Consider the following 24,388-nt stretch of genomic DNA (forward strand, 5'->3'; position numbering starts at 1 on the left):
TAGGAAAGAAGCCTGATTCGGAGTGTACTTATTTTTTTCAGAAATCAAATATTAGTCCTACAGCAGGGAAAAAGACCCACTCTATCTGAATTATTACTCCTGACTCCTGAATTCTTTCCGAATTATCTCCATTCGCCTTGCAATGTAAAGGCAGCCCAATAATAAGGTGCAGCATAAGTTTGATTCTGAAACATTTCTATTTGTGCTGCCCTTAACGCTGCCGCAGGTTTTAAATTTTTGCGTAACATATTGGTATAAAATAGTTTCATCAATTCCGATGTAGCTTGGTCATCCACACTCCACAAACTCACGACTACACGAGGACTACCCGCATACATAAATCCTCTAGTTAACCCAACTAATCCTTCTCCCTTGATTTCTTCACCTAACCCTGTTTGACAAGCACTGAGAACGACTAACTCTGCTGGCAAATTCAGGTTAAAAATATCACGGAGGCGCAAAAAGCCATTTTGAGGAGTGCCGTTACTATCAAACAACGACAGCACAACCCCAGATAATTCGGGATTTTGGCTGTTGAGGATGCCGTGAGTGGCAAAATGGATGATTTGATATTGGCTTAACTCTGGGCTGGTGGCTAAATTCCGACTAGCGGTAAAGTCTAAGGCTTGCTTACGTTCTTTATTAGATACCAGAGAAAGAATTGTCTCGGCTTCTTGGCGGGTAAAGCGCAACCGTTCAAAGTCAATGTCTGCTTCTCTGGCTGAACGTGCTAATTGTTTTAGATCAAATGTATCCAAGTCTGGAATGATAGAGAGCCGATTTGCTGGTTGGTTTTTAATCCGCTCATCTTTCGCAGAAAATACGGGATCTGCCAGTACGGCTACGGTTTTTGGGGCTTTTTTACGACCTTTGACTTCCTGACGCAGCAAAGCGATGGTTGAGGCTGAGGGGAGGGAAATAATTTCGTTGGTTGTGATTAGTGGCTGATAGGTGGGACTGTTGGGTATTGCTAATCCCGCAATGGGGACATACTGCAAAGCGCCATCACTAACCACAACTAAGCGTTTTTTGCCGAGTTGCTGGGCGACTGGAGCGAGAATCATCTGTGACAATTCCATTGCGGCTTTGCTGCTTCTGGCGACACTTGTTCTTTGGGATGGGGCGGTTAAAGCATCGCGGAATTTCTGCACGGCTGTGGCAATATCAGCACGTTTGGGTAGTTCATAACTAGTAATGCTGTTTTGGCTCACAGCCCAAAGATAACTGCGTTCTTCTCCCAAGGAGTACTCCAAGAGTAAAGTATTGTCATCTAATACTTGCTGCTGAATTTGCTTTAATGATAAGGGTTGTGGCTGGGTCAAGGCAGCGTAACGTGGACTGCTATTTTTAATTTCTGCTTGGACTTGTTGATACTGTTGCAATATTTCTTCAGTTTGCTTGTCTAAATTTTTAATTTGTAATTCCGTATATTGACCGCTTAACAGTTGGATACGCAATGTTTCTCTGGCATTGAGTTGCTGCTGTAAGTTGCGTTCTGTTTGCAGTAGTTTGGGGTTGACACCTTGACGAATATCTGCGTTTGCTTCTTGGAGTAAGTCTAAAAGACTACGCGCCCTCGCACGTTCGCTGACTTGCAATGCCAAAGCATCATAACCTTGGGATGGTTGCTTTTGATGTAGGCGCATGAGCAAGTCGATATAAAACTGATAATATTTCTGCACAGAGGCAAAGTAAGATGTCCGCAAATCTTGGCTGGTAACGTTGGTGCGGATATCTTCGACAATTTTAATGGTGTTTTCGATGTGGGTGCGGGCGGCGGTGAGATTGCCTTGATCGCGTTCTGTCTGAGCTATAGAATACAGGGTGTCTGCTTCTCCGGTACGATCGCCTATCATCTGCCGCAATTTTAATTCTTGATTGTAAGTGGCGATCGCTTGTTGTGGTTGTTTTAAGGCATTATAAGTTTTACCCAAATTCCCAATAACATTGGCTTGGGCAGTTTTTAGCCCTAATTTTTGCCAGCCAGCCGCAGCTTTTTGGGAAAATTCTAAAGCTTTTTGATAGTCACCAGCCGCTAAATAAACTCTGCCAAAAAAACCGTCAGCACTGGTTTGGGCAAAGCTATTTTTTGTTTGCTGCGCCAATGCCAAAATTTGGTTAGTCGCTTCTAAAGCTTTGGGATAATCTTTTAATGATTCGTAAACGCGGACAATACCGCTAATGGCACTAACTTGACCAATTATATTTCCTTGTTCACGCCTTACCTGCTGTGCTTGGTTGTAATATTCTATGGCTTTGGGATAATTTTCTAACGCCCGATAGGCACTGCCAATGTTATCTAAAGTTAAAGCTAGTTTATCGCGATCGCCTGTACTTTTAAATTTTTCTAGGGCTTGATTATAAGTGTCAATACTTGTTTTATAATCACCAAGTAAACTATACACTAAACCAATATTTTTTAGTGTATTACCTTCCCCGCTAACATCTTTCACTTCCCGTTCAATAGTTAGGGCTTGGTTATAAGTATTAATGGCTTTTTGATAATCACCTAATGAAGCATAAACTCCCCCAATTGTATCTAGAGTAAAAGCTTCCCGCGCCCGATTTTTAGTGAGACGTTGTAATGCAATTGCTTCATTTAAAGTATCAAGTGCTTTTTGCTTTTCACCCAATCGATCATATACAAAAGCCACCTGACCTAATAGTTCCGCTTCCGAGTGGGGATTACCTGCTTTTTGTAACAGCGATCGCGCTTGGTTATAATATTCTAAAGCTGTTTGTGGTTCACTAAAAGAATAGCTACCTGCAAGCCCACTCAGCGTTATAGCTTGCTTGGTGAGGCTAAATGCTAAAGCTACACCAGAAAGATTAGCAGCAATTTGTTGTTGCAGTTTTAGTGATTGATTGAAAGCTTCTCTAGATTTCTGCTCATCACCAATTGATAAATAAGCTACACCGATATAGTTGAGTGCATCAGATTGTCCAGCTAAGTCATTTCTTGTGCGTTGAATTTCTAATGACTGTTGAAAAGCTTCCAAGGCTTTTTGTGTTTCACCCAAATTAGTATAGGTAATGCCGATAGTTTGTAAAATATCAGCTTGCCCATCTAAATTTTTTTGCTCACGTTGAATTACCAGGGCTTGATTATAAGCTTGTAGTGCTTGTTTTGTGTCGCCTGCATTGAAATAAACGCCCCCAATACCTAATAAAGTTTTAGCGACAAAATCAGGTTTTTTGTCAGCACGAAATAATCGCAATGCTTGACTATAAAATTGCAAAGCTCTTTCTGGTTGACTTAAGTTGGCGTAAGCATTAGCAAGAGAATTTAGCATTATCGCTTCGCCAAAACGGTCTTTTTGTTCGCGGCGAATGTTTAGCCCTCGTTGAAAATATCCCAACGCCCGTTGGTTATCATTTTGTGTATAGTAGAGTGTGCCGATCGCTAATAATGTGGTAGCTTCATAATTGCGATCGCCAATTTGCTGCCAAATTTTCAATGCTTCTTCATATTTTGCGATCGCTTCTTGCCGCCCTGTAGCTGTACCTTGTTCGTATAATTGCTGTGCTTCTTGCAGCAGTTTTTTAGCTTGTGCTGCGGCTCTTTGCCTTTCAGGACTAGTATTTTGCGGTTTTTGGGCTATGTAGAGATGATTCGCCCTAGCCGCCGTCATCATTAACTCCGATGACATCAGCATAGTGACAAAGATAACCAGTGTGCGATGTGCCAACGCCGACAGATGTTTCTTTGTCATAATTGCTCCTAAGTGGGAGAAGTAATGTTTCTTAACTAGACAACTGTAAGAATACAGTTATAGAGGCATCATATTGTATCACTTATATGATGGTTGTAAAATTGCGATCGCTGCCGCAGTCTCCTTCTGTTTTAGTCATTCAACTCAAACACTTGAAAAATCAATATTTTCGTAAAGTTCGGCAATTTGAATTTGCAACTCCAAAGTACTCAAAGAAAGGGTAACATTGGGGTCATCGTATTCCGAAAATAGCCACTGATGAGCGGCTGTTTTGAGATGATGCTCAACATGTATGCGATATTGATCAATCAGCAGATATTCTTGGAAAGTAGGAATTTTCCGATAGGCAACAAATTTCTCACCGCGTTCGCGCAGCGTCTCCATAGGAGAATCGTAGTTTTGGGTAGATTTAGACAAAACTTCGGCGATAAAGCAGGGGTTGACCACAGTATCTTTACGTCCCGTTTGAAGTTCTATGGGTTTGGGTAGAACCATGACATCAGGGTAAGTATAGAGATTTGCATCGGGAACCCAGAGTCGCTGATCCAGAATAAATACCCGGTAAGCCTTTCCCCGCAATGCTGCTTTTAGGATAGCTACAAGGTTGCTGGCAATATCATTATGGTCTGGGGTTCCACCAGTCATAGGAATGATTTCTCCATCACAATATTCGTTGCGCGTTTCTGAGGCGATTTCCAGTTCTAAATACTCATCAATGGTGTAACGTTTAGTTTCAGGTTGAGCAATCATGATCGGTTGACCTCCAAGGCTTTTAGTTGCTGGTTTCTCCAAATTATTGCTGTTGCTGTATCAGTCTCAATTGCCCGTTATACTCCTGTTTTAGCAATTTCTACTATGGCTCAAATTCAACACTTTCATAGATATCTGCTAAACGAATTTCAAAGGGAATCGATGAGAGTGAAATATACGATTCTGGATCGTCATATTCAGTAAAGATCCATTTGTGAGAGTCTGTTTTAGAGTATTGCTCAACATGAGCAGTATATTGATCAATTAATAAATATTCTTGAAATGTGAAAATGGTACGATACGCTGAAAATTTTTCATCCCTATCGTAGCTTTTGGTTGATTTTGAAAGCACTTCGGCAATCATCACTGGGTTAGTAATCGTATCAGTTCGTCCCTGTTGTCGTTCAAGTGGACGGGGAACAACCATAACATCCGGGTAGGTATAAAGCTTGCGTTCAGGAATCCAAAGCCGTTGATCCGCTACAAAAATACTGTAGGGTTTACCTTTCAAACTGACTCTTAAGGCGGCATTGAGAATACTGGCAATTTCATTATGTTCGGGAGTACCGCCAGTCATAGGGATTATTTCTCCATCACAATATTCGTTGCGCGTTTCTGAGGTGATTTCCAGTTCTAAATACTCATCAAGGGTGTAACGTTTGGTTTCAGGTTGAGCAATCATGATTGGTTGACCTCCAAGGCTTTTAGTTGCTGGTTTATCTTTTTTAGCCTTCCCAAAGTTGAGCCACTGGGATAGTTTGCCCAGTCATAGCCTCATACCAAGCTTGCCGGAAATCTGCTAAAACTTCTGCTTGAGATTGATCATCCAGAACTTCTTCTTCAGGGATTAGCACAATGACTTCTACTCGGCTATTTTTATCAGTTAAAAGCGGATGATCTAAAGTTAGTTGTCCCTGATCGTTAATCGTTGCCATGACTTTAAGTGCTTTCATGATTACTCCCAGATGGTTTAAGTGGTGGCAGTTAGGGTGATGCCTAATGCTTTAAGTTGCTGGTTTATCCAAGTTGTGGCTGTTGCTTTATCAGTCTCAACTGCCTGTTTTACTCCTGGTTTTGCCATTTCTAGCAATTGTTGGGATTTATTTTTTAGTTTAAAGCTCTCATTTAGCCCTTTTACCCATTCTTCATAGACAATCTTTGTGCATAAGCCCTGGATGTGTAGCAAACATCTGCAAAAATAAATTATGCTGCGATCGCCTCTCTGATTTCTTCCCTAACTCTGAGCTACATAAAACAGCGAGAAAGAGATAATAAAGAATGAGAATTTTTTGAGCATAGACTCTAAGTGTCAAATTCTGCTCAAAACTCCCTCTCAAACACTGAAAATTACACATTTGAGTATTAGACTGAGCATGACAGAGAATTTAAAGGCTAAAAGTAATGATATTGCGTTAAATAAATATTCTCCTGCCGCCATTGAAGAAAAATGGCAAAAAACCTGGGCGGAACTGAATTTAGATCATACCCCGACAAACAACAACAAGCCAAAATTCTACGCTCTATCCATGTTTCCCTATCCATCGGGTAGCTTACACATGGGTCACGTCCGTAATTACACAATTACAGATGTGATTGCTCGTCTCAAGCGAATGCAAGGTTATCGAGTCTTGCACCCAATGGGTTGGGATGCTTTTGGCTTACCCGCAGAAAACGCGGCCATCGACCGTGGAGTTCCCCCCGCCAAGTGGACTTATCAAAATATTGCTCAAATGCGCCAACAGTTACAGCGTTTGGGTTTATCTATCGACTGGGAAAGTGAAGTTGCTACCTGTTCACCAGATTATTACAAGTGGACACAATGGATTTTCTTGCAGTTTTTGCAAGCAGGGTTAGCTTACCAAAAAGAAGCGGCGGTGAACTGGGACCCGATTGACCAAACTGTATTAGCCAACGAACAAGTTGATAGCGAAGGTCGTTCTTGGCGCAGTGGTGCAAAGGTCGAGCGTAAATTATTGCGCCAATGGTTTTTCAAAATTACCGACTACGCCGAAGAATTGCTCAACGATTTGGATAAATTGACAGGTTGGCCGGAACGTGTCAAGTTAATGCAGGCTAACTGGATTGGTAAATCTGTCGGTGCTTATTTAGAATTTCCGATTGTCGGGATGGAGGAAAAAATTGGTGTGTACACCACTCGCCCTGATACTGTGTTTGGTGTTAGCTATGTAGTTTTAGCCCCAGAACATCCCTTAACTAAGCGCGTCACCACTAAAGACCAACAAGCCGCAGTGGAAGCTTTTATTACTGAAGTTTCCAATCAAAGTGAGTTGGAACGCACCGCCGAAGACAAACCCAAGCGCGGTATCCCCACAGGTGGTAAAGCCGTTAACCCCTTCACTGGGGAAGAAGTGCAAATCTTAATTGCTGATTATGTCTTGTATGAATACGGTACTGGGGCGGTGATGGGTGTACCAGCCCATGATGTGCGCGACTTTAAGTTTGCCCAGGCTTATGATTTACCAATTGAGTTTGTGATTGCAGCACCAGCAGATGTGGACGGGTTTGACTTAACTCCCGCATCCGAAACTGAGGAAGTGACTCAACTCATACAAATTGAATATAACGAAGCATATACTGAGCCAGGAATTTTAATTAATTCTGGGCAGTTTACGGGGATGAATTCAGTAGATGCGAAAGCTGCGATTGTTAAATATGCCGAAGAACAAGGTTTTGGTAAAGAACGAGTACAATACCGCTTGCGAGATTGGTTGATTTCTCGACAACGTTATTGGGGCGCACCCATCCCAGTTATTCACTGTCCGAACTGCGGAATTGTGCCAGTCCCAGACAAGGATTTACCAGTACAGTTACCGGAAGAAGTGGAATTTACGGGGCGGGGTGGTTCACCATTGGCGCAGTTGGAAAGTTGGGTAAATGTACCTTGTCCAACTTGCGGTACTCCAGCCAAGCGAGAAACTGACACGATGGATACTTTCATTGATTCTTCGTGGTATTTCTTGCGGTTTACCGATGCAAAGAATGAACAGCAGGTGTTTGACTCAGCCAAAACTAACAACTGGATGCCTGTAGATCAGTATGTAGGCGGTATTGAACACGCGATTCTGCACTTGTTATATTCACGGTTCTTTACTAAAGTATTGCGCGATCGCGGCTTGTTGAATTTTGATGAACCTTTTGCCCGGTTGTTAACTCAAGGGATGGTGCAGGGTTTAACTTACATGAATCCCAACAAGGGCGGCAAAGATAAATGGGTTCCCTCCCATTTGGTTAACCCTGTCGACCCCCGCGACCCCCAAACCGGAGAACCATTACAACGTCTGTACGCTACCATGTCCAAATCTAAGGGTAATGGTGTTGCGCCAGAAGATGTCATTGCTAAGTATGGTGTAGACACAGCGCGGATGTTTATTTTATTCAAAGCGCCACCAGAAAAAGACTTGGAATGGGATGAAGCTGATGTGGAAGGGCAATTCCGCTTTTTAAATCGGGTGTGGCGGTTGGTAACAGATTATGTGGCGGCTGGGGTATCTCGTAAAAAAGCGCAACTCGCTGATTTAAGTAAATCAGAAAAAGATTTACGTCGAGCAATTCACACAGCCATTAAATCAGTCACCGAAGATTTGGAAGATGAATATCAATTCAACACTGCTGTTTCGGAATTGATGAAGTTGAGTAATTCCTTAACTGATAGTGATTGTAAAAATTCGCCAATTTATGCCGAAGGTATTCACAGTTTAATTATATTGTTGGCTCCTTTTGCACCACACATTGCTGATGAATTGTGGCATTTATTGGGTAATAAAAATTCAGTGCATACCCAAACTTGGCCATCTTATGATGCTGCTGCTTTAATTGCTGATGAAATTACTTTGGTAATTCAAATTAATGGCAAAAAGCGGGCTGATATTCAAGTTCCGTCACAAGCAGACAAAGCTGAGTTGGAAAAATACGCCCGTGAATCAGAAGTTGTGCAGCGTCACTTAGAAGGGAAGGAGATTAAAAAGGTGATTGTCGTACCTGGTAAGTTGGTGAATTTTGTTGTTGGTTAAAGACCAATACGGTTCAGTTAAGCAAGTTTCCCTTGTATTAGCTTAAAAACAACAATGGTTCTAAAATATAGCGATCGCATTTGTTATTTATGCGATCGCTAATTTTGTAACTTGTTTTATAGCAACGCCATTAACCTGTACTTTGCTTTTTCTGTTTATCCAGTTTCTCCTGAATTGCTTCACTACAAATTATTCAGGATAAAATCAGCAAACATTTGGCAAATTTTATTTCCCTGAATCAGAATTTTCTCTTTTTTCCTTGACATCACGTAACTTTTGAATTAGTTCAGGATTAGGTTCTTGAGAAGAAGATAATTGATTCCGATTAGTTATAGATGTTGATGATTTAGGTTGCAGGTTATCACCAGCAGGTGTAGTCAATGGTTGAGATGTCACCACTGGATTAGGCTTGAGTTTGCTACTATTACCTGCGGGAAGAATGATTGGCTGGCTATCTGTTGCTGGTTGATTAGTCGCTGATGGTGTCTGTTGTGAACCATCTCCCGCAGTGTTGCTACCATCTTGAAAACGCAGGTTAAATGGGTAACGGCTAATTGTTTTCTCACCCTTCAAAGACTTAGCATTAAAATATTGTCTTGTTTTTAATAACAGTGCTGGAGAAAGCAATTTATCTTGGAATTTGATATCTAATACTTTGCCATCAGGATCTACTACTAAAACCCCTAGTACTGTGCCTTCTACACCTGTTTTACTCACAGGAACTGTATCCCGAATCACGGGTTTTTCTTCTGAATTAGGGTATTTCTGTTGTAATTCTTTTCGCAGTTCTTCGTAAGATTGAACTTGGGCTATTAGCGTTTGGTTAGGAGCTTTTGTCGGTAAGTTCGGTGTATTGATTGGCTTTAAAGCAGGGAGATTTGTGGTTGATGTTGTATTATCCCCTGTCTTGGGTGTTTGATTGATGACGGTTCCCGAATTTGGGTTGGGATTAGTCGCCACATTATTCTCAGGCTCAGGCTGTACAGATTGGGGAGTAACTTTGCTATTTGCAGTTGTCACACTTGAGCTATATGCTGGATTGGGAGTTGGACTATTGAGGATGTCCGGTGGTATTTGTGCTGGGGGTAAATCTGGTAATTGCGGTTGCGAATTTTCGGGAATGACTGGCTTGTTATCAAAATTCGGAATTGCAGCAGTAAATTTTTGGTTCCCAACTTTAAAACGGGAGTCAAAGCCATAACTTTGTCTGGGAAATTGTATAGACTGCCTACCAGGCATTGAGGAGATCCGGTAGTTATTAGAAGTAGTCGGTATGGATGGTATTACTGACTGTGTATAACCAGATGGTGGTAAGGGAGGAATGACAGTTGTTTGTCCACCAAAGTTAGGCGGAAGTGCTTGTGGTTGTAGTGCTAGTTGCTGTTGCGACAATGTTGGTAATTGTGGTTGCACAGCAAATTGAGATGTACCAGGAGTTTGGGGTAAACGATTTTGATCAGCTTGGCTTAACTCCAAAATACCCACTGATTTTGATGACGCTGCATCTTTTGGTTTACTGGGATCTACTGGCATTAATGGCACAATCAGTGCAATAGCGCCATGAATCCCAACTGAAGCTAAAGCAGCGATTCCCGTTGGCTGGCTTAAAATTTCAGGTATATTTTTTAGTAGGGAGACGTAAGACATAGCTGTTATCGTTCACTCGGCTCAGTTAAAGTTTTTTCGCAAATCAATATTATCTTGATGGTACAAAATGCGCCCTTCTAAAGAGAATAACTTCTTGGGTAAAATTCAAAACGACAAAATTTAGATTTTTTGTCAGGTTTCAATTTTTTAATGACGCAATTTTATCTCTTTTGGTTGCAGATGCAAATCAAAATGTGAATTAAATAGTTAACGCTTCAATAATTTCTATCTTGTGTATAGATTTACGCAGTCCCAACTGACACTTACAGTAGTTGGCAGTGAAAATCCACGCATCAGTCTAGAGGTATATCAATCTAAAATTTACCCGACTCAAATAGCAGTATAAATGTTATTTAGTCAGTTGAGTTGTGGCAGTAGGCACTTAGTCAATTGTATGCCAGAAATTGCATCCAGATGACATGGTATCACATCAGCTAGTTTTTAATTGTGGCTAAGTTAGCGGTTTCGCTAATAAGTAGGGCTTGCTAATTACTGATATTTTAATGACATCATAATCTAACTATAAAATTCGGATTTTCATCACAAAATGCCGTTACCTACAGTTATTGTCCCTGGCTATTTAGAAAGTGCGATCGCCTACCTCAACTTAGAAACCTCCCTCACACAGTTGGGGTTTCCCACAGTTACAGTACCACTAAGACGGCGCGATTGGCTCCCCACCATTGGCGGTAGACCTGTCACACCCATTTTGCAAAAGCTTGACCTGACTGTTCAACAAATATTGCAGAAATATCAGTCCCAGCAAATCAACCTAATTGGACATTCAGCAGGCGGTTGGATTTCCCGGATTTATTTAGGAGAAAAACCTTACACTCCCCGCAATCAAACTCATCCATCAATTTGGAATGCTCATCCTTTAGTCGCCTCCCTCATCACTTTAGGCACACCTCATATCAGCCAAGAACGCTGGACACGTTGGAATTTAGACTTTGTAACTAACAACTATCCCGGCGCATTTTACAAAAATGTCCGTTATGTCTGTGTGGCTGGCAAAACTATTCTGGGCGCAAGACGGCCTGGTAATTGGTTGGCTTACAGTAGTTACCAATTAACCTGCGGCCAAGGTAATACCTGGGGAGATGGTATCACTCCCATTGCTGCCGCCCATCTAGCAGGAGCCGAAAATCTAATCATTGAAGGCGTGAGACACTCACCCAGAAGTCCGGGAATTTGGTACGGTTCCCCAGAAGCACTCCAGGTTTGGGTAAAATATTTGCTTTGAAAATACATATATCTTTAATAAAGACAAGAAATATTTAAATTAATTATGTAGAATGTAATAAAAATATATATTTTTTAAAAATCAGGAGGGGTGAACCATGCAAAGCACCCAGTTCGAGAGAATTTTGCGACGACTCGCAACGGTATTATCAGTCGTAATTCTGACCCTGTGCTTGATTTACACTACCACTGGCGTTTTGCTGTCTTTTTATTACGAACCGACAGCAGGTGGCGCTTACAATTCTTTGAAAATGATTAACACTCAAGTGCCTTATGGCTGGCTGTTTTACCGAACCCACGAAATCGCAGGTAACGGTTTAATTGCGATCGCCTTGGTGCAGATTGTCGTGATGTTTTTAGGGCGACAATTTAGCCAGAGTTGGCTAGTTGCTTGGGTAAGCGGAATTTTATTAACCTTAAGTGCGATCGGGCTAGATTGGACAGCCATGCTCCTCGACTGGACACAAGAAGGATACTGGCGGTTCAGCATCGAATTGGGAACCATCGAAGCCATTCCCTTGATTGGCGGGCAATTGCGAAATATCTTAACTGGTGGTGGCGCGATTAACACCCTCACAGTTGAACATCTTTACACTATCCACAGTTACATAGTGGCGGTGGCTACCTTAATTTTGGCTGTGGTACATTTACTGGCGCTTGTCTGGCAAGAACAGCAAACTTATACAGCAGAAGTTTTAAATCAACTTCCTGAAACTTCGCTAGTAGAAAGTTGAGCCAAAGTTGGTACAGCAACTTCTTCTAATTCTGGTAACTTTTCGATAACTAACGGTGTGGATTGACTTGCACCAGACAAGCGTTTTAACAAATTTGGTCTGGGGTCGTGCAGTAAATAGATAATGCGATCGCCTACTTCCCAGTCATAATTAGCTGGCATAACTTGGAGACGCTCTTCTCGTTCTAAGAGTAGCGGTAGCAACGCCCCAGTCCGAATTTTTTCTTGGATGCGTTCTTGTTGACTGTCAACATCTGCTGCATCCAAAGTAATTGTCCCTAACTTCACACGCCCGTCATTCAGGTACTCATTCCAAGTCTTAATTGTTAATTCACTGACAAAAGCTTGACTCACCGTCTTTTGATTTCCGCCATTACTAGCTTGAGGATCACGCGGAAACACAGCTAACACCCGTGGAGGATTAAATTCTTCCGCCGCCCGTTGCGCCAGCACAAAATTTACTTCCCCGTTACTCGTCATTGCTAAAAAAGTCCCCATCGAAGCCAGTTCAGCTTCTTCCAAAACTCCCGTATCTAGGGCGCTACTAGCAATCACACGAATATTCTGCTCGGCGGCTTTTTCACAGCGTTCCGGGTCAGTGTCAATCATCACCACAGACTCTTCCCGTTCTTGAAAGAAGCGAGCAATTAACAAACTCAAAGGATTACAACCAACAATCACCACTCCAGTCGCATCTTTGGAGGTGATTTGTAATAACTGGGCAATGCCGCCAGCTGTTAACCCTTGGCAAACCACAGTCATAATAATAGTTAAAAATACTAAAGCCTTAATCGCATCTCCACCATTGATGCCATGCTGCGTTAGTAAAATGGCGAATAACGAAGCTACAGAAGCCGATACAATGCCTCTCGGAGCTACCCAGCTTAAAAATAATTTTTGTCGCCAGTTGAGGTTACTGTTCCAAGTACAAGCCAGGATATTAATCGGCCGTACCACAAACATCAGTACTAAAACCGTTAAAACACTACCCCAACCCAGAGCAAACACACTAGCGATTGATAAATCAGCCGCTAACAAAATAAACAATACAGACACGCTGAGAATTGTTAACTGACCTTTAAAGCTGCGTAACAGTCGTTCTTCTGGTACTGAAGAATTGGCAAACACCGCACCTGCAACGACCGTTGTCATCACACCCGATTCACTGCGAATTGTCTGGGCGAGGGAAAATAGACCCCACAGGATTGCCAAAACTACCAGATTTTTCAACTCAAACGACAGCAAACTAGCACGTTTGAAAACCAAACTCATCAGGTAGCCACCAACTGCGCCAATTGCTGCACCCACTCCCAAGCGCATCACTAAACCTACAATGGCATTCACTGGGTCAGCATCACCATTCACAATCGTATCTAAGACAACGAATGCCAAAATCGCGCCTACAGGGTCAATTAAAACCCCTTCCCCTTCTAATAGCGTTGCGACTTGTCGATCTACATTAATTTGTTTGAGCAACGGCCCAACCACAGTCGGCCCCGTAACCACGACTATAGAAGCATAAAGAAAAGCGATATTCCAAGGAAATTCACCCAGCCAATGGGCTGCCATACTACCGCCCAGGAGGGTAATTAGTGTTCCTAGGGTAACAAGCAATTGCAGGCTGACTGAAACCCTGCCTAACTCTCGTAAATCTAAATTCAGTCCACCTTCAAAGAGAATGATTGCCGTCGCTAGAGAAACAATTACTTCTAATCCTGTACCCAGCAAATGGGGGTGCAGCAGTCCCAGACCATCGGAACCGAGGATAATACCCAAGAAGAGCAATAGCACAATACTGGGTACACGCAAGTATGCAGCTATCACTTGGGCGCTAATACCTGCGACAACAGCGATCACCATTTGTAGGGTGATTTCAAGAGATGCTTCCATGTTGTGGATTTTGAGCGATTGATTTCAAAATCTCTTGTAAAGAAGTGTAAAAACTACTTCTCCAGAGTACCGCATTAGATCCTTTGTACCTGATTAACTTGCGATTTTGTTTCATACTTGGTTGTGTACAATACTCCATTGTCCACTAGTTCCCAGAAAAGTGGTAGTTCATACTCAAGGGTCAATAGTCATTTGTGATTTGTCCTTTGTTAATTCTCCTTTGCACCCCGGCTGCCTTACAACTTCTGTCTGCATCCTCTCTCCGCATCTGAGTTTGTTTGCAACAAAAATTGTTTTTTTGCAAAAGCCGTTGACATCATTGAAAAAATTAGTTAACTTATAAAAGGTTTGATTGCGATGCCCCCATCGTCTAGAGGCCTAGGACACCTCCCTTTCACGGAGGCGACGGGGATTCGAATTCCCCTGGGGGTACTTTACCAGCAAGGCAGCATCAAACTAAAGCACAGTCGAAAGTCTTATGCCCCCATCGTCTAGAGGCCTAGGACACCTCCCTTTCACGGAGGCGACGGGGATTCGAATTCCCCTGGGGGTATTTTAAACAAAATTACTAGCAATAATAAAGGTCAAGTTTACCTGTTTAGGAATAGTTAAATCAGGGAAACTTGACGAAATATTAGGGTAATTGTTCTACGCGCTGATAGATGGCTAAAAGATTTAGTTGCAAATCCTTGCTCAGACGACGTTCAATAATCGTCACTGGCATAGTTAATTTGGGCCAGACTTGGATAGTGTAACAAAGGTTAGTTCCCATAGTGCCATCAACAGAAATGGGTTCTAGGCTCCAACTACCAGAAAAGCCTTTGAAATCTCCCTCAACCATCGAAAAACTAATTTCTTTGGGAAAATGTTCTTCCAAGTCCAAAACGACACGGGCGCAAAAGTTGAAATTCAATAAACGCTGAGAGCCTACTTGCTCAAGTCGAATACCACCGTTAGGATGTTCCAGTAAACGACTTTTAGCAAGATTAGGGATGAAGTCAACTAAGGCTTCGTAATCTGTCAATACTTGCCATATACGTTCCACAGGATGAGGAATGTGGATTGTGGCAGAAATTTGTCGTTTGCGCTCCGCTATTTTCTCGATTTGGACAACTACTGGGGGCAAATTAGCTGTATCAACAGCCAAATTGTCTTCTAGGCTAGTGTCGTCAATAGGGGCGGTGAAATCCAGGTTAGCTGTGAGGTTGTGTTGTTCAGTCACGGTCTGAAGTTATAATTCGCTTTCGTCGGAAAATTGTGGCAGTGTGAGAGTAAAACAAACTTGGCTTTGTTCAGAATCTGGGATGGGAGTACTTTCAACGGCGATCGCTCCATTCAAATGCTGTACTAAAGATTTAACTAAAGCAAGCCCTAAACCCGTTCCCGGAGTCCATCTTCCACCTTTACCACGACGGAACCGATCAAAGATGTAGGTTGCTTCTTCTTCAGAAATTCCCCGTCCTGTATTAGTCACTTTAATAATAACTTGATCAATTAATTGTTCAACTTGGTGATATGCTCGCACATTAATCACCGTTTCCGGCTCCGAGTATGTACAGGCATTCGTGAATAATTCTTGCAAGATCCGGTTAAAACTTTCTAATTCAGTCTGTATTTTTAAAGAATCTTGGGGTAAATCGAGATTTATAGTTAAAGCTTTAGCTGATAGTTTTGAGTTCAGATTAGTTGTCAAGGTTTGAACTCTGGTATTTAAATCTATGGTTTCAAACTGGGGACGTTCTTGCTTAGACTCTAATTTCTGGAGTGTCAACAAATCGTTAATTAAGTTAATTTCTTTCGTACATTCTTGCTCTAGAATATCCATGTATCTGGCTTGACGCTCTGGTTGAATTCCCGGTAAGCGCAAATTTTTGATGGACATTTGCATGTTTGTCAGTGGATACCGCAAGCGATCGCTCATGTTACTCAAAAATTCATCTTTGAGATGATTGAGTTCCCGTAGCTGCTCAACATATTGCCGTGTTTTTTCATGCAACTTTGCTTGCAGTTCTAGGCTACTTTGGAGTTTAGCTGTGCGCTCATCTACCAAAGTCTGTACTTGCCGCAATGTTTGTGATTGAATAATAGCATTGCTCATTTGAGCGCAGACCATTTCCACCAAATTTAATTCAGAAGCTTGCCAACTACGGGCTGTTTTTTGTTGCAGGACAATAAATCCTAGAACTTTGCCTTGATTTTCTAATGGCACTAACAGCAAAGACGGTAAAAGTCCCACTGAAAACAATGAAGCAACCGTCACCATATCTTGCAGGTCTGTGTAGTCCTCAATTACTACGGCTTTGCCGGAGTCTGTAAACACACGTTGGCACAAACTACACTCAGAAACCAAAAATGACTGCGGCTCAACATCTGATTTACTAGTTGTGCCACTGGGTACGTTCCGATTCCACTCCGCCGCTACAGTGGCCTTGGCTTTGGGAACTTGTTTTTTGGTTTGAGCTCTAAATAAAGGATCTTTATATTTCAGTAAGATCAACAATCCTCGGTCTGCCTGTAAAGATTCGGCCGTTGAGGAAATTGCTAACTGGAGCATTTGATTTAGCTCCAAGTTGCTCCGACTTAAGATTGTTAATTGTTTGATTAAGCTTTGATGCTGTTCGCTTTTTTGCAAATGCTCTTGCTGTGAAGCGATTAAATTGATTTGACCGACTTGAGAAAAAGCGATCGCACAAGCTGACTCAACAAAATTTAACAGTTGCTTTTCTGACTCACTCCAATCGTATTGCTGGAATTTAATCAGGCTAATAACACCATTGATTTGTCCGGCAAACCTAGTAGGAATCGCCAAAACTGATCTAATAGGTACTTGGAGGTGTTGTCCTCCCACTACCAGACTATCTTGGATAGTCGAAATATCCTCAATAGTGAAGGGTTCCGCCGCACATTGAACTACAGGCGAGTCCATTAACAAATGTTCTGTGGAAAATAATTGACCGGGATACGGCATTGCCAAATACTCATCAGAACACCAATGGGCAGCAATTGATTCACTGGCTGCTGTACTGGCAGATACTGTGACTAAACAACAGCAATCGACTTTGAAGGCATTGCCCAGTAATCTGGCAATTTCTTGCAGCATCAATGTCGTTGCTGAGTTATTGGCGATGATGTGATTAATTTTTTGTACCAACTGAAGAGTTGGTTCGTTCTGATGCTGCATCAGCTTGAGTGGGTATGATTGTAGTCTGTCTAGGTCATCTGGACACTGTGGCGGCAATGATAAACTTTTTTTCATTCCTGGCACGCTTTTGAATAATGACCTCATATCGTATGCACCCAATGTCTTGGCATATTATTTTCATTTAGTTATGTCGCTGCACCCTAGTTAGTGGCAAGTCTTTTATCAAGAGTTTCTCTCACCTGTTATAGCCCCTTTCTTTGGCAGATGAATAAGTAACTGGTATATTAAACTAATTTATACATGGGTATATAAAAATCTCTAAAATATATTAAGGTACTGCTTACAGAGGGTTTGGGGCTTGGATGCAGACCTAAAGTACTAGACTTTGGCCTAGGATAGCTTGTCCGTAACTATACATAAACCGTAATTTCTCTGGAATTAAGATAAAAACTCTCAAAAGTATTCCCGCATTAATACTGGCTAATATATTAATTTTAGTAATATTTGTTGCCAAATCTTTTTCTTGTGCTAAGTACATCTCTGTGGCTTTGCAAAAAATTAAATTCTATTATGACAGAACCTCGGAAAAACGTTGTGAGTGTGTTTGTCCCTCTCTACAAGGTTTGTAGATTGTAATATAAAATTCTTGTTTATTATTGATGATGTGGTAATCAAACTTGTCATTTCCTGTATCAAGTGTCATCACATACCTGTGACTAAAACTCCAGTTTGCTTTTGAGTTTGACTTCTGTGTTGATGGCTTAACAAATATATATAAATATTTTAAATAAAAAATATTGATTGAGTGTAACCCCTAAAGATGGAAAGCAGCTTAGTGACCGGAATGAATAACCAAGCTGCTTTCCCAGGAATAAACAACTATCCAGCTAAACTTTCGACACTGAGAGGAACCATATCCCCATTCCGAGTGAGTCCCAATAACATAGGCTGTTGAGGTTGAATTAATTGACCCGTGAGTACACAACGTTCTTCCTGCTGGGCGGTGGCGGCTATACTAGCTCGAATGTCGGCTCGTGAAAATCGCGGCTTCCACTCACCGGATTTTTGCTGGACATAATTCCAGAGAATATCGCGGATTAAGGCTTGATAGCCTTGATTGCCAGCTATTTCTTTAAGTTTGTCTTTGAGTTCTCGTTCTAGGCGAATGCTAGTAACTTCCATGTCGGTTGTTGGGGTGCGAGTAATTGTGTGCATGACTTTTTCTCCTTAAAGGTATGGACAGGATAGTAATACAAGTGTAGTATGTTTAAAGGAATGTTCAATAGGTGAAATTTTCTGTGAAATCCATTTACCCCATCTCTACTTTCTTGTGTGCTACCAACTGCCGATTGCGTTGGGAATCAGCCGCTATGGAAGTGGAGTATTTATTTATGGGCGATGGTAGCCATATTCATTGGCTAGTCACAGAGGGGAATTATGATTTTAGATATCTCGGCATAGGCGTGCTGAATGCAAAACCACAACTGAAAAAAATAAGCGGGAGGTACAGACAAGAGAATGCTGTACCGATATAACACCAGAGAAGTTTTTGGTAAATTTCTAACCCCCGCTTCACTTAGACCAGAAGCGGGGGTTTTTTAATAAGGAGTGAAGCTGTGACGAGCGTAATGCAAGTGTTAGAGCAATCCGTAGTGGTATTTTCGCAAAATTACTTGCCTCTGTGTCGCGTAAATATCAAACGAGCGATTGTGCTGTTAGTAACAAACAAAGCAGAACCACTGGATTTTGCTACTGAAGGCGGATGGCGAGTTCATTCACCCAGTTTAGTAATTGACGTACCAAAACACATTCGTTTGAAAATAGGCTCTAATGAACGGACATGGAAAGTACCACCAGTAAATCGGCGAGAAGTTTTGCGGCGAGACCATCACACTTGTCAATATTGCGGTAGCAGCAAACGTCTGACCTTAGATCACGTCATCCCCCGATCCAAAGGTGGCTTACATACTTGGGATAACGTAGTCACAGCTTGTGAAAGATGTAACTCCCATAAAGGCGATCGCACCTTGTCTGAGACTGGAATGCGGCTACGGAAAATACCAAAAGCACCCATTCACCCCGCGATCGCTTTTGCAGAACAATTTTGGACAAATGTGCAAGCAAACCTGGAATAGCAGGAGAGCATAAGGAATGCTGAAATTAACTTACACCGAAAGGAGCTTTTGTTTAGAGTGTATTCCTCAGTCACTAGAGGAGTGGGTAGCACAGCGCGTAATTTTCGCTATGCGAGTTGGACAAAATTTGTGTGTTGAACCCAGTACTGCTTCCTTTTTGCTACCTGTTGATCTACCAGGGGTAGAAGCACTTAAGGCGGAGGTGAAACGAGATGATCGGGAAGTCATCGCCTTGTGTGTCTGCGATAGCGAATATGTGGAAGTGACTCTGCGCGGTTCTTGGCTATCGAATGGTGCTGAAGATTCTGTGGGTGTGTTCATCACCACAATGAGCGATCGCACTGAGTTCTTTCTGCAAAAACTGTGGCAAGAAGCTCAAGCTTGTGAATCGGTGAAGTATGAAGTATGAAGTGTGAAATTTCATACTTCTACTTTCCACTTTTTTCTAGCAGTTCTGGTATTGTCACGAATCGGTAGCCTTGCTGTTTCAGCCCTCTGATGATTTGTGGCAATGCTTCTACTGTTCTGTGGCGATCGCCACCACCATCGTGCATTAAAACAATAGCTCCTGGTTTCGCACCTTTCAAAACATTTTTAACAAATGCTTGGGGTTTAGCACGGGGGTCTGTGTCGGCAGAAGTCAAAGACCACATAACTACAGAATATTTCTGGCTTTTGGCGTAAGCTGCTAATCCATTATTTAGAAAGCCCCCAGGAGGTCGAAACAAAGTTGTTTTGACTCCTGTTGTTTTGTAAATCAATTCAGAGGTGCGGTCAATTTCCTTTTTGGCTGTGGCTGCATCCATATTCTTATACCTGTGATGCCAAGTATGGTTGCCGATGGCGTGTCCCTCAGCTACAACTCGCTTGGCAATTTCAGGATTTGCTTGTAAAGCACTTCCTACCCAAAAGAATGTCACCTTGACGTTATTTGCTTTGAAGATATCCAGCATTTGTAAGGTTGTTTTTGGCCAGGGGCCATCATCAACCGTCAAGGCAATAACTTTCTCTTGATTACTAGGTTCTATTTTATATAAGGTTTTTCCTTGAAATTTCGCCGGAACCTCGAAATTAAGGTTTTCTAGGTTAGTTGATGGCTGTGATTTAGCATCTATTGAGTTGGTTACTGGTTGATCTGGCACTGGTGCTGCATGAACTTTGTTAATTGGTTGGGTATTTTCCAATTTTGCAGACGTGCTACAGCTTGTTACACAAAAAGCGATCGCTACACAACCAAATATTCTGTATAACTTCAGGTCTTTTTCTTTCACATTAGGCTCCTAAAAATATTCAGCCCATCATAAGCTTGTAGTTTTACTTTTTAGAGAGGTTAATAAATCAAAAGCCAAGCAATATAAGGGTTTTCAGCAATTTTAAAAAATTTTTCCTCAACCCCTTGACATCTTTTGTAGTATTTATGTAGTATATATGTAGTGAGGCGAAAGACAAAGCCTCCAAACGGTAAAAGTCATGTTCTACACAAACATACAGAACAGGCACTGGAATCAACGAAAGTTGCCAGTCAACCAAGCCTCTCTCACTTCTAAACAACCAGAAGTAGAGGATATCAAAGCCAAAAATTCTCAATTGGCTCAAGTGAAAATCGCCGAATATATCAGTAATACACAAAAGATTTATTACTTAGAGCGTCGGTTATTTGGTTAAAAGTTTTCTCAAGCAAAGTAATTTTTCCGAACCTTGAAAACTGAATAAGGAATGGGCAAGTTCATCAAAAATTATCTGTACCTTGAAAAATTAAAAAGATAAAAGTAAAAAACCTTTCTTTTGCCTTTTTACTTTTTCCTTCTAAGCATTAGGCACAGATACCAATCATGGGGGTATAGCTCAAATGGTGAGAGCGATCGCCTGTCGAGCGATAGGTTGCGAGTTCGAGTCTCGTTACTCCCGTGTAGCCTTGTGGACGACTAGATAAGTCGCTGTGCCTCTCAAGCACAGAGAAGCGGGTGCAACTCCCGTCAAGGCTCCCAAACGGCTGAGTAGCCAAGTGGTTAAAGGCATTGGTCTGCAAAACCGACATCGTGAGTTCAAATCTCACCTCAGCCTTTGGTACGTTGCAGTGTAACTTAACGGCAAAGTTCTCGGCTCATAACCGAGTAGATGCGGGTACCCTTCGGGAAGCCGCTATCGCGTCTACAACTCCCGCCACTGCTACCAATGCAGGGATGGTGTAACGGCAACACCTCGTGACTCCAAATCCGATGTTCTAGGTTCAAATCCTAGTCCCTGCGTCACACAATTTTGGATTTTGGATTGCCGATAGCGTAGCGTTAGCGAGTCCGCGAGCGTCTTTTAGATTGAGTTTTTAATCTAAAATCCAAAATTTAAAATCTAAAATTCTTTTGCCCCCGTGGACGAACGGTTAAGTCGCTGCTCTTTCAAAGCGGAGATTGCGGGTTCAAATCCCGTCGGGGGAATATGGGTCGATGGCCGAGTCTGGTTAAAGGCGACAGTCTGTAAAACTGTTCTATTTTGTTCGCAGGTTCAAATCCTGCTCGACCCACTGTGGAGAGGTGGCTGAGTGGCTAAAAGCATCCTCCTGCTAAGAGGAAACGGGTAGTTAATACCCGTCGAGGGTTCAAATCCCTCTCTCTCCGCCTGAAAAGTGCTGAGTGCTGAGTTCAAAGTGCTGAGAAAAACACTAGCCCTAGCCCCTAGTCTCTAGCCTCTAGCCCCTAATCCCTATTGAGAGCGTGGTGTAACTGGATAACATCTCAGTCTACGAAACTGAAGACTTGAGGGTTCAAATCCCTCCGTTCTCGTTACATAGGAGAGGTGGTGGAGTGGCTGATTCAAGTTGAATTAAACCAGTCCACGGGGTAATTACCCATCTCTCCTTCTTATCCCCTGGTAGCTCAGTTGGTAGTAGCGCCTGTCTGTTCGCGAAGCGTGTCCGGTAAGGACAAGAACAGGAGGTCGTCGGTTCGATTCCGACCTGGGGGGCTGCGTTGCCTCGTAGCTCAGTGGTAGTAGCGATCGCCTGTTAAGCGAAAGGTCGCAGGTACCCTGCGGGAAGCCGCTTCGCGTCTACGATACCTGCCGAGGCAGCCATTCATTGCCGGGTGGACGAATTGGAAAGTCGCATCGCTCTGAACGATGAGGTTGCAGGTACCCTTCGGGAAGCCGCTACCGCGTCTACAAACCCTGCCCTGGCAACCATTTATTGCCTTGTGGTGTAATGGCAACATTTCTGAATTTGGATCAGAAGTTCTAGGTTCGAGTCCTAGCGAGGCAGCCAATTTCTTTATACTCTTGTAGCCCAATTGGAAGAGGCTGCCGTCTCAAAAACGGTATGTTGTGGGTTCAATTCCCACCAAGAGTACCAAAACTAGCTCCTGTAGCCCAACTGGAAGAGGCGGCAGACTTAAAATCTGTTAATTGTGTGGGTTCAACTCCCACCAGGAGTACCAACGGGATGTGGCGCAACTTGGTAGCGCGGCAGCTTTGGGAGCTGAAGGTTGCAGGTTCAAATCCTGCCATCCCGATATGCCCCTGTGACGGAACTGGCATACGTGCTGGAATCAGAGTCCAGATTTTGCAGCTACCCTTCGGGAAGCCGCTTCGCGTCTACAAATCCTGTCAGGGGTACTAATACCATTTCACGAAAAATCTGAGAAATATGTAAACCCTAAAATCCTTGCTACATCTAAGTTTTTTAGTTGCGAATTGCGAATTGGTATAAGCTCCCGTGGCGGAACGGAAGACGCACTAGACCGAGGATCTAGTTTTTTGCAGGTTCGACTCCTGTCGGGAGTACCAAAATCAAAGTATGCCCTTGTAGCCCAACCGGAAGAGGCGCTTCGCTTAGAACGAAGAGGTTGCTGGTTCAAATCCAGTCAGGGGCATTGGTGAAATGCGGGGATGGAGCAAGAGTGGCTCAGAGGTCTCATAAGCCTCATATCAGCAGGTGCAACTCCTGCCCCCGTCACCAAATAAGGCAAAAGTAAAAAGTGAGCCAGTGCGGTGGACGGGTTCCCCGGCATAAAGCAACTGGCGAACTCGCAAGAGTTAAAAGGCAAAAGAAGGAAAAAGAAAATTTTTTACTTTTTCACAAGTGCTGGTGTAGCTCAATTGGCAGAGCAACTGACTTGTAATCAGTAGGTTGCAGGTACCCTACCCTTCGGGAACGGCTTTGCCGAACGGGAAGCCGCTACCGCGTCTACAATTCCTGTCACCAGCTCCAGAATGAAGTGCGATCGTGGTGTAACGGCAGCATCAGAGTCTTCCAAACTCACGGTACGAGTTCGAGTCTCGTCGATCGCTTGCGTAGTCCTGTAGTTCAATGGTAGAGCAATTGCCTTACAAGCAATAAGTTGCAGGTTCAAATCCTGCCAGGACTACCAATTAATGGGAGTGTAGCTCAATCGAAGAGAGCATCGAGCTTCTAACTCGAAGGTTGTAGGTTTGAGTCCTACCACTCTCGCCTGAACAAGTCAAAAGTTAAAAGTTAAAAGGCAAAAGTATCAGGACTTACGCAAAAGTATGAAAAAACGAACCGCAAAGGACACAAAGGACACGAAGTTATAAGAGTTTTAGAGAGTTATTGCGTAAGTCCTAAGTATTTCTTTTTACTTTTTACTTGACACTTTTTACTTTCTTTATGGGGTCATAGCTCAAATGGCTAGAGCGCCTGCCTTGCAAGCAGGAGGTTATGGGTTCAATTCCCATTGATTCCACTGATGGTGTCTGAAGCCAAAGAGATCGCGGCACTGGTTTGTGGAACCAGTCATAGCGGGTTTAAGCCCCGTCAGACACCCTTGAATGGAAGATGCCGCTAAATGGTTGGCAACCGGTCTTGAAAACCGGGGTGGGGTAACACCCAGGGGTTCGATTCCTCCATCTTCCGCCTTCCACCTGAAGCCGAAAAGTGAGGCGCTGTGCTGATAACACAGTTATAGGAGGGGCAGTACCTCCCTGGTGGATTTTGATTTGGGGAATAGGGAGTAGGGAGTACGTCTCCTTTTCCCCCTACCCCTTGTCTTCCTTGTCTCCCTTGTCTTTTCTTTATGGGTGGTTGGCATAGCGGCTGTGCAACGGGCTTTTAATCCGTCATAGAGAGGTTCGACTCCTCTACCACCCATTTTCAA

18 protein-coding genes and 27 tRNA genes are annotated in these 24,388 nt (G+C 42.8%); 34 read left to right on the forward strand and 11 right to left on the reverse strand.

Annotated elements, in window-relative coordinates; all coding sequences use genetic code 11:
- Window positions 1–122: 122 nt before the first annotated feature.
- The 5 genes from H6G28_RS00780 to H6G28_RS00800 form a co-directional block, all read right to left on the reverse strand.
- The gene (locus H6G28_RS00780; protein WP_190668208.1) at window positions 123–3,713 is read right to left on the reverse strand and encodes a CHAT domain-containing tetratricopeptide repeat protein; all 3,591 of its coding nucleotides are present in this window, start codon (window positions 3,711–3,713) and stop codon (window positions 123–125) included.
- A 144-nt stretch (window positions 3,714–3,857) separates the two neighbouring features.
- Window positions 3,858–4,463, reverse strand: a complete 606-nt coding sequence (locus tag H6G28_RS00785) for a Uma2 family endonuclease (protein ID WP_190668211.1) — start codon at window positions 4,461–4,463, stop codon at window positions 3,858–3,860.
- 103 nt (window positions 4,464–4,566) lie between these two features.
- Window positions 4,567–5,145 (reverse strand): Uma2 family endonuclease, encoded by a 579-nt coding sequence (locus H6G28_RS00790; RefSeq protein WP_190668213.1) that lies wholly within the window; start codon window positions 5,143–5,145, stop codon window positions 4,567–4,569.
- A 43-nt stretch (window positions 5,146–5,188) separates the two neighbouring features.
- Window positions 5,189–5,416 (reverse strand): type II toxin-antitoxin system RelN family antitoxin, encoded by a 228-nt coding sequence (locus tag H6G28_RS00795; protein WP_190668218.1) that lies wholly within the window; start codon window positions 5,414–5,416, stop codon window positions 5,189–5,191.
- Between the two features lie 17 nt (window positions 5,417–5,433).
- Complete coding sequence (locus H6G28_RS00800; RefSeq protein WP_190668221.1) at window positions 5,434–5,649, reverse strand: hypothetical protein; 216 nt, start codon at window positions 5,647–5,649, stop codon at window positions 5,434–5,436.
- Window positions 5,650–5,836: 187 nt separating this feature from the next.
- Here H6G28_RS00800 and leuS point away from each other — a divergent pair, with 187 nt between their 5' ends.
- A complete protein-coding gene (gene leuS, locus H6G28_RS00805; protein ID WP_190668224.1) occupies window positions 5,837–8,494 on the forward strand; it encodes a leucine--tRNA ligase in 2,658 nt (885 codons plus the stop codon).
- A 225-nt stretch (window positions 8,495–8,719) separates the two neighbouring features.
- Here the strand turns inward: leuS and H6G28_RS00810 are convergent, their stop codons facing one another.
- Window positions 8,720–10,141 (reverse strand): hypothetical protein, encoded by a 1,422-nt coding sequence (locus tag H6G28_RS00810; protein ID WP_190668227.1) that lies wholly within the window; start codon window positions 10,139–10,141, stop codon window positions 8,720–8,722.
- Window positions 10,142–10,688: 547 nt separating this feature from the next.
- On the opposite strand from H6G28_RS00810, the gene H6G28_RS00815 reads away from it, so the two are divergent.
- Together H6G28_RS00815 and H6G28_RS00820 are read left to right on the forward strand one after the other, a co-directional pair.
- Window positions 10,689–11,384 carry an esterase/lipase family protein gene (locus H6G28_RS00815; protein ID WP_190668230.1) on the forward strand — a complete coding sequence of 232 codons (696 nt, stop codon included), beginning with the start codon at window positions 10,689–10,691 and terminating at the stop codon, window positions 11,382–11,384.
- Window positions 11,385–11,481: 97 nt separating this feature from the next.
- Window positions 11,482–12,117, forward strand: a complete 636-nt coding sequence (locus tag H6G28_RS00820; RefSeq protein WP_190588263.1) for a cytochrome b N-terminal domain-containing protein — start codon at window positions 11,482–11,484, stop codon at window positions 12,115–12,117.
- Here the strand turns inward: H6G28_RS00820 and H6G28_RS00825 are convergent.
- Window positions 12,084–14,006 (reverse strand): cation:proton antiporter, encoded by a 1,923-nt coding sequence (locus H6G28_RS00825; RefSeq protein WP_190668232.1) that lies wholly within the window; start codon window positions 14,004–14,006, stop codon window positions 12,084–12,086. The two genes, H6G28_RS00820 and H6G28_RS00825, sit on opposite strands and share 34 nt — an antisense overlap.
- 359 nt (window positions 14,007–14,365) lie before the next feature.
- Between H6G28_RS00825 and H6G28_RS00830 the strand changes: the two genes are divergently transcribed.
- Window positions 14,366–14,438 (forward strand) — tRNA-Glu (locus tag H6G28_RS00830).
- A 48-nt stretch (window positions 14,439–14,486) separates the two neighbouring features.
- Window positions 14,487–14,559, forward strand: a tRNA-Glu gene (locus H6G28_RS00835).
- Window positions 14,560–14,640: 81 nt separating this feature from the next.
- Here H6G28_RS00835 and H6G28_RS00840 read toward each other — a convergent pair.
- From H6G28_RS00840 to H6G28_RS00850, 3 genes are all read right to left on the reverse strand, one after another.
- Window positions 14,641–15,228, reverse strand: a complete 588-nt coding sequence (locus tag H6G28_RS00840; protein WP_190668234.1) for an SRPBCC family protein — start codon at window positions 15,226–15,228, stop codon at window positions 14,641–14,643.
- A 9-nt stretch (window positions 15,229–15,237) separates the two neighbouring features.
- Complete coding sequence (locus tag H6G28_RS00845; protein WP_190668237.1) at window positions 15,238–17,262, reverse strand: GAF domain-containing sensor histidine kinase; 2,025 nt, start codon at window positions 17,260–17,262, stop codon at window positions 15,238–15,240.
- A gap of 765 nt (window positions 17,263–18,027) precedes the next feature.
- Window positions 18,028–18,363, reverse strand: coding sequence for a ribbon-helix-helix domain-containing protein (locus H6G28_RS00850; protein WP_015113795.1), 336 nt, complete (start codon window positions 18,361–18,363; stop codon window positions 18,028–18,030).
- A 71-nt stretch (window positions 18,364–18,434) separates the two neighbouring features.
- Here H6G28_RS00850 and H6G28_RS00855 point away from each other — a divergent pair, with 71 nt between their 5' ends.
- The 3 genes from H6G28_RS00855 to H6G28_RS00865 all read left to right on the forward strand — a co-directional run bounded on the left by H6G28_RS00855 (window position 18,435) and on the right by H6G28_RS00865 (window position 19,692).
- Window positions 18,435–18,683 carry a hypothetical protein gene (locus H6G28_RS00855; protein WP_190588259.1) on the forward strand — a complete coding sequence of 83 codons (249 nt, stop codon included), beginning with the start codon at window positions 18,435–18,437 and terminating at the stop codon, window positions 18,681–18,683.
- Between the two features lie 81 nt (window positions 18,684–18,764).
- Complete coding sequence (locus tag H6G28_RS00860; RefSeq protein WP_190588258.1) at window positions 18,765–19,283, forward strand: HNH endonuclease; 519 nt, start codon at window positions 18,765–18,767, stop codon at window positions 19,281–19,283.
- A gap of 16 nt (window positions 19,284–19,299) precedes the next feature.
- Window positions 19,300–19,692: an alr0857 family protein gene (locus H6G28_RS00865; protein WP_190668242.1), complete on the forward strand. Its 393-nt coding sequence runs from the start codon at window positions 19,300–19,302 to the stop codon at window positions 19,690–19,692.
- Window positions 19,693–19,711: 19 nt separating this feature from the next.
- Here the strand turns inward: H6G28_RS00865 and H6G28_RS00870 are convergent, their stop codons facing one another.
- Window positions 19,712–20,554, reverse strand: a complete 843-nt coding sequence (locus H6G28_RS00870; protein ID WP_313949878.1) for a polysaccharide deacetylase family protein — start codon at window positions 20,552–20,554, stop codon at window positions 19,712–19,714.
- Between the two features lie 199 nt (window positions 20,555–20,753).
- Between H6G28_RS00870 and H6G28_RS00875 the strand changes: the two genes are divergently transcribed.
- The 26 genes from H6G28_RS00875 (at window position 20,754) to H6G28_RS01000 (ending at window position 24,381) form a co-directional block, all read left to right on the forward strand.
- The gene (locus tag H6G28_RS00875; RefSeq protein ID WP_190668245.1) at window positions 20,754–20,948 is read left to right on the forward strand and encodes a hypothetical protein; all 195 of its coding nucleotides are present in this window, start codon (window positions 20,754–20,756) and stop codon (window positions 20,946–20,948) included.
- 169 nt (window positions 20,949–21,117) lie between these two features.
- Window positions 21,118–21,191 (forward strand) — tRNA-Asp (locus H6G28_RS00880).
- Between the two features lie 3 nt (window positions 21,192–21,194).
- Window positions 21,195–21,271 (forward strand) — tRNA-Glu (locus H6G28_RS00885).
- A gap of 3 nt (window positions 21,272–21,274) precedes the next feature.
- A tRNA-Cys gene (locus H6G28_RS00890) sits at window positions 21,275–21,347 on the forward strand.
- A 9-nt stretch (window positions 21,348–21,356) separates the two neighbouring features.
- Window positions 21,357–21,458, forward strand: a tRNA-Ile gene (locus H6G28_RS00895).
- Window positions 21,459–21,460: 2 nt separating this feature from the next.
- Window positions 21,461–21,532: transfer RNA gene (locus H6G28_RS00900), tRNA-Trp, on the forward strand.
- A 114-nt stretch (window positions 21,533–21,646) separates the two neighbouring features.
- A tRNA-Glu gene (locus tag H6G28_RS00905) sits at window positions 21,647–21,718 on the forward strand.
- A gap of 3 nt (window positions 21,719–21,721) precedes the next feature.
- Window positions 21,722–21,804 (forward strand) — tRNA-Tyr (locus H6G28_RS00910).
- A 4-nt stretch (window positions 21,805–21,808) separates the two neighbouring features.
- Window positions 21,809–21,898 (forward strand) — tRNA-Ser (locus tag H6G28_RS00915).
- A gap of 90 nt (window positions 21,899–21,988) precedes the next feature.
- A tRNA-Arg gene (locus tag H6G28_RS00920) sits at window positions 21,989–22,063 on the forward strand.
- A gap of 82 nt (window positions 22,064–22,145) precedes the next feature.
- A tRNA-OTHER gene (locus H6G28_RS00925) sits at window positions 22,146–22,244 on the forward strand.
- A 6-nt stretch (window positions 22,245–22,250) separates the two neighbouring features.
- Window positions 22,251–22,352: transfer RNA gene (locus tag H6G28_RS00930), tRNA-Asn, on the forward strand.
- A gap of 5 nt (window positions 22,353–22,357) precedes the next feature.
- A tRNA-Gln gene (locus H6G28_RS00935) sits at window positions 22,358–22,460 on the forward strand.
- A 5-nt stretch (window positions 22,461–22,465) separates the two neighbouring features.
- A tRNA-Gln gene (locus H6G28_RS00940) sits at window positions 22,466–22,539 on the forward strand.
- 10 nt (window positions 22,540–22,549) lie between these two features.
- Window positions 22,550–22,626, forward strand: a tRNA-Leu gene (locus tag H6G28_RS00945).
- 6 nt (window positions 22,627–22,632) lie between these two features.
- Window positions 22,633–22,711 (forward strand) — tRNA-Leu (locus tag H6G28_RS00950).
- A 1-nt stretch (window position 22,712) separates the two neighbouring features.
- Window positions 22,713–22,786 (forward strand) — tRNA-Pro (locus tag H6G28_RS00955).
- 197 nt (window positions 22,787–22,983) lie between these two features.
- Window positions 22,984–23,060, forward strand: a tRNA-Leu gene (locus H6G28_RS00960).
- 12 nt (window positions 23,061–23,072) lie between these two features.
- Window positions 23,073–23,146 (forward strand) — tRNA-Leu (locus H6G28_RS00965).
- Between the two features lie 10 nt (window positions 23,147–23,156).
- Window positions 23,157–23,232: transfer RNA gene (locus H6G28_RS00970), tRNA-Met, on the forward strand.
- A 125-nt stretch (window positions 23,233–23,357) separates the two neighbouring features.
- A tRNA-Thr gene (locus H6G28_RS00975) sits at window positions 23,358–23,484 on the forward strand.
- 9 nt (window positions 23,485–23,493) lie between these two features.
- Window positions 23,494–23,564: transfer RNA gene (locus H6G28_RS00980), tRNA-Gly, on the forward strand.
- Window positions 23,565–23,569: 5 nt separating this feature from the next.
- Window positions 23,570–23,644: transfer RNA gene (locus H6G28_RS00985), tRNA-Val, on the forward strand.
- Between the two features lie 6 nt (window positions 23,645–23,650).
- Window positions 23,651–23,724, forward strand: a tRNA-Arg gene (locus H6G28_RS00990).
- A gap of 179 nt (window positions 23,725–23,903) precedes the next feature.
- A tRNA-Ala gene (locus H6G28_RS00995) sits at window positions 23,904–23,977 on the forward strand.
- Window positions 23,978–24,309: 332 nt separating this feature from the next.
- A tRNA-Lys gene (locus tag H6G28_RS01000) sits at window positions 24,310–24,381 on the forward strand.
- Window positions 24,382–24,388: the final 7 nt, after the last annotated feature.

Origin of the sequence: Nostoc sp. FACHB-190 (genome assembly GCF_014696905.1) — a bacterium.
GTDB lineage: Bacteria > Cyanobacteriota > Cyanobacteriia > Cyanobacteriales > Nostocaceae > Nostoc_B.

Coding starts and splice junctions, on each gene's coding strand:
- H6G28_RS00820 (WP_190588263.1), top strand. CDS start 11,482: ATGCAAAGCACCCAGTTCGAGAGAATTTTGCGACGACTCGCAACGGTA.
- H6G28_RS00790 (WP_190668213.1), bottom strand. CDS start 5,145: ATGATTGCTCAACCTGAAACCAAACGTTACACCCTTGATGAGTATTTA.
- H6G28_RS00865 (WP_190668242.1), top strand. CDS start 19,300: ATGCTGAAATTAACTTACACCGAAAGGAGCTTTTGTTTAGAGTGTATT.
- H6G28_RS00780 (WP_190668208.1), bottom strand. CDS start 3,713: ATGACAAAGAAACATCTGTCGGCGTTGGCACATCGCACACTGGTTATC.
- H6G28_RS00825 (WP_190668232.1), bottom strand. CDS start 14,006: ATGGAAGCATCTCTTGAAATCACCCTACAAATGGTGATCGCTGTTGTC.
- H6G28_RS00845 (WP_190668237.1), bottom strand. CDS start 17,262: ATGAAAAAAAGTTTATCATTGCCGCCACAGTGTCCAGATGACCTAGAC.
- H6G28_RS00815 (WP_190668230.1), top strand. CDS start 10,689: ATGCCGTTACCTACAGTTATTGTCCCTGGCTATTTAGAAAGTGCGATC.
- H6G28_RS00850 (WP_015113795.1), bottom strand. CDS start 18,363: ATGCACACAATTACTCGCACCCCAACAACCGACATGGAAGTTACTAGC.
- leuS (WP_190668224.1), top strand. CDS start 5,837: ATGACAGAGAATTTAAAGGCTAAAAGTAATGATATTGCGTTAAATAAA.
- H6G28_RS00795 (WP_190668218.1), bottom strand. CDS start 5,416: ATGAAAGCACTTAAAGTCATGGCAACGATTAACGATCAGGGACAACTA.
- H6G28_RS00810 (WP_190668227.1), bottom strand. CDS start 10,141: ATGTCTTACGTCTCCCTACTAAAAAATATACCTGAAATTTTAAGCCAG.
- H6G28_RS00785 (WP_190668211.1), bottom strand. CDS start 4,463: ATGATTGCTCAACCTGAAACTAAACGTTACACCATTGATGAGTATTTA.
- H6G28_RS00875 (WP_190668245.1), top strand. CDS start 20,754: ATGTTCTACACAAACATACAGAACAGGCACTGGAATCAACGAAAGTTG.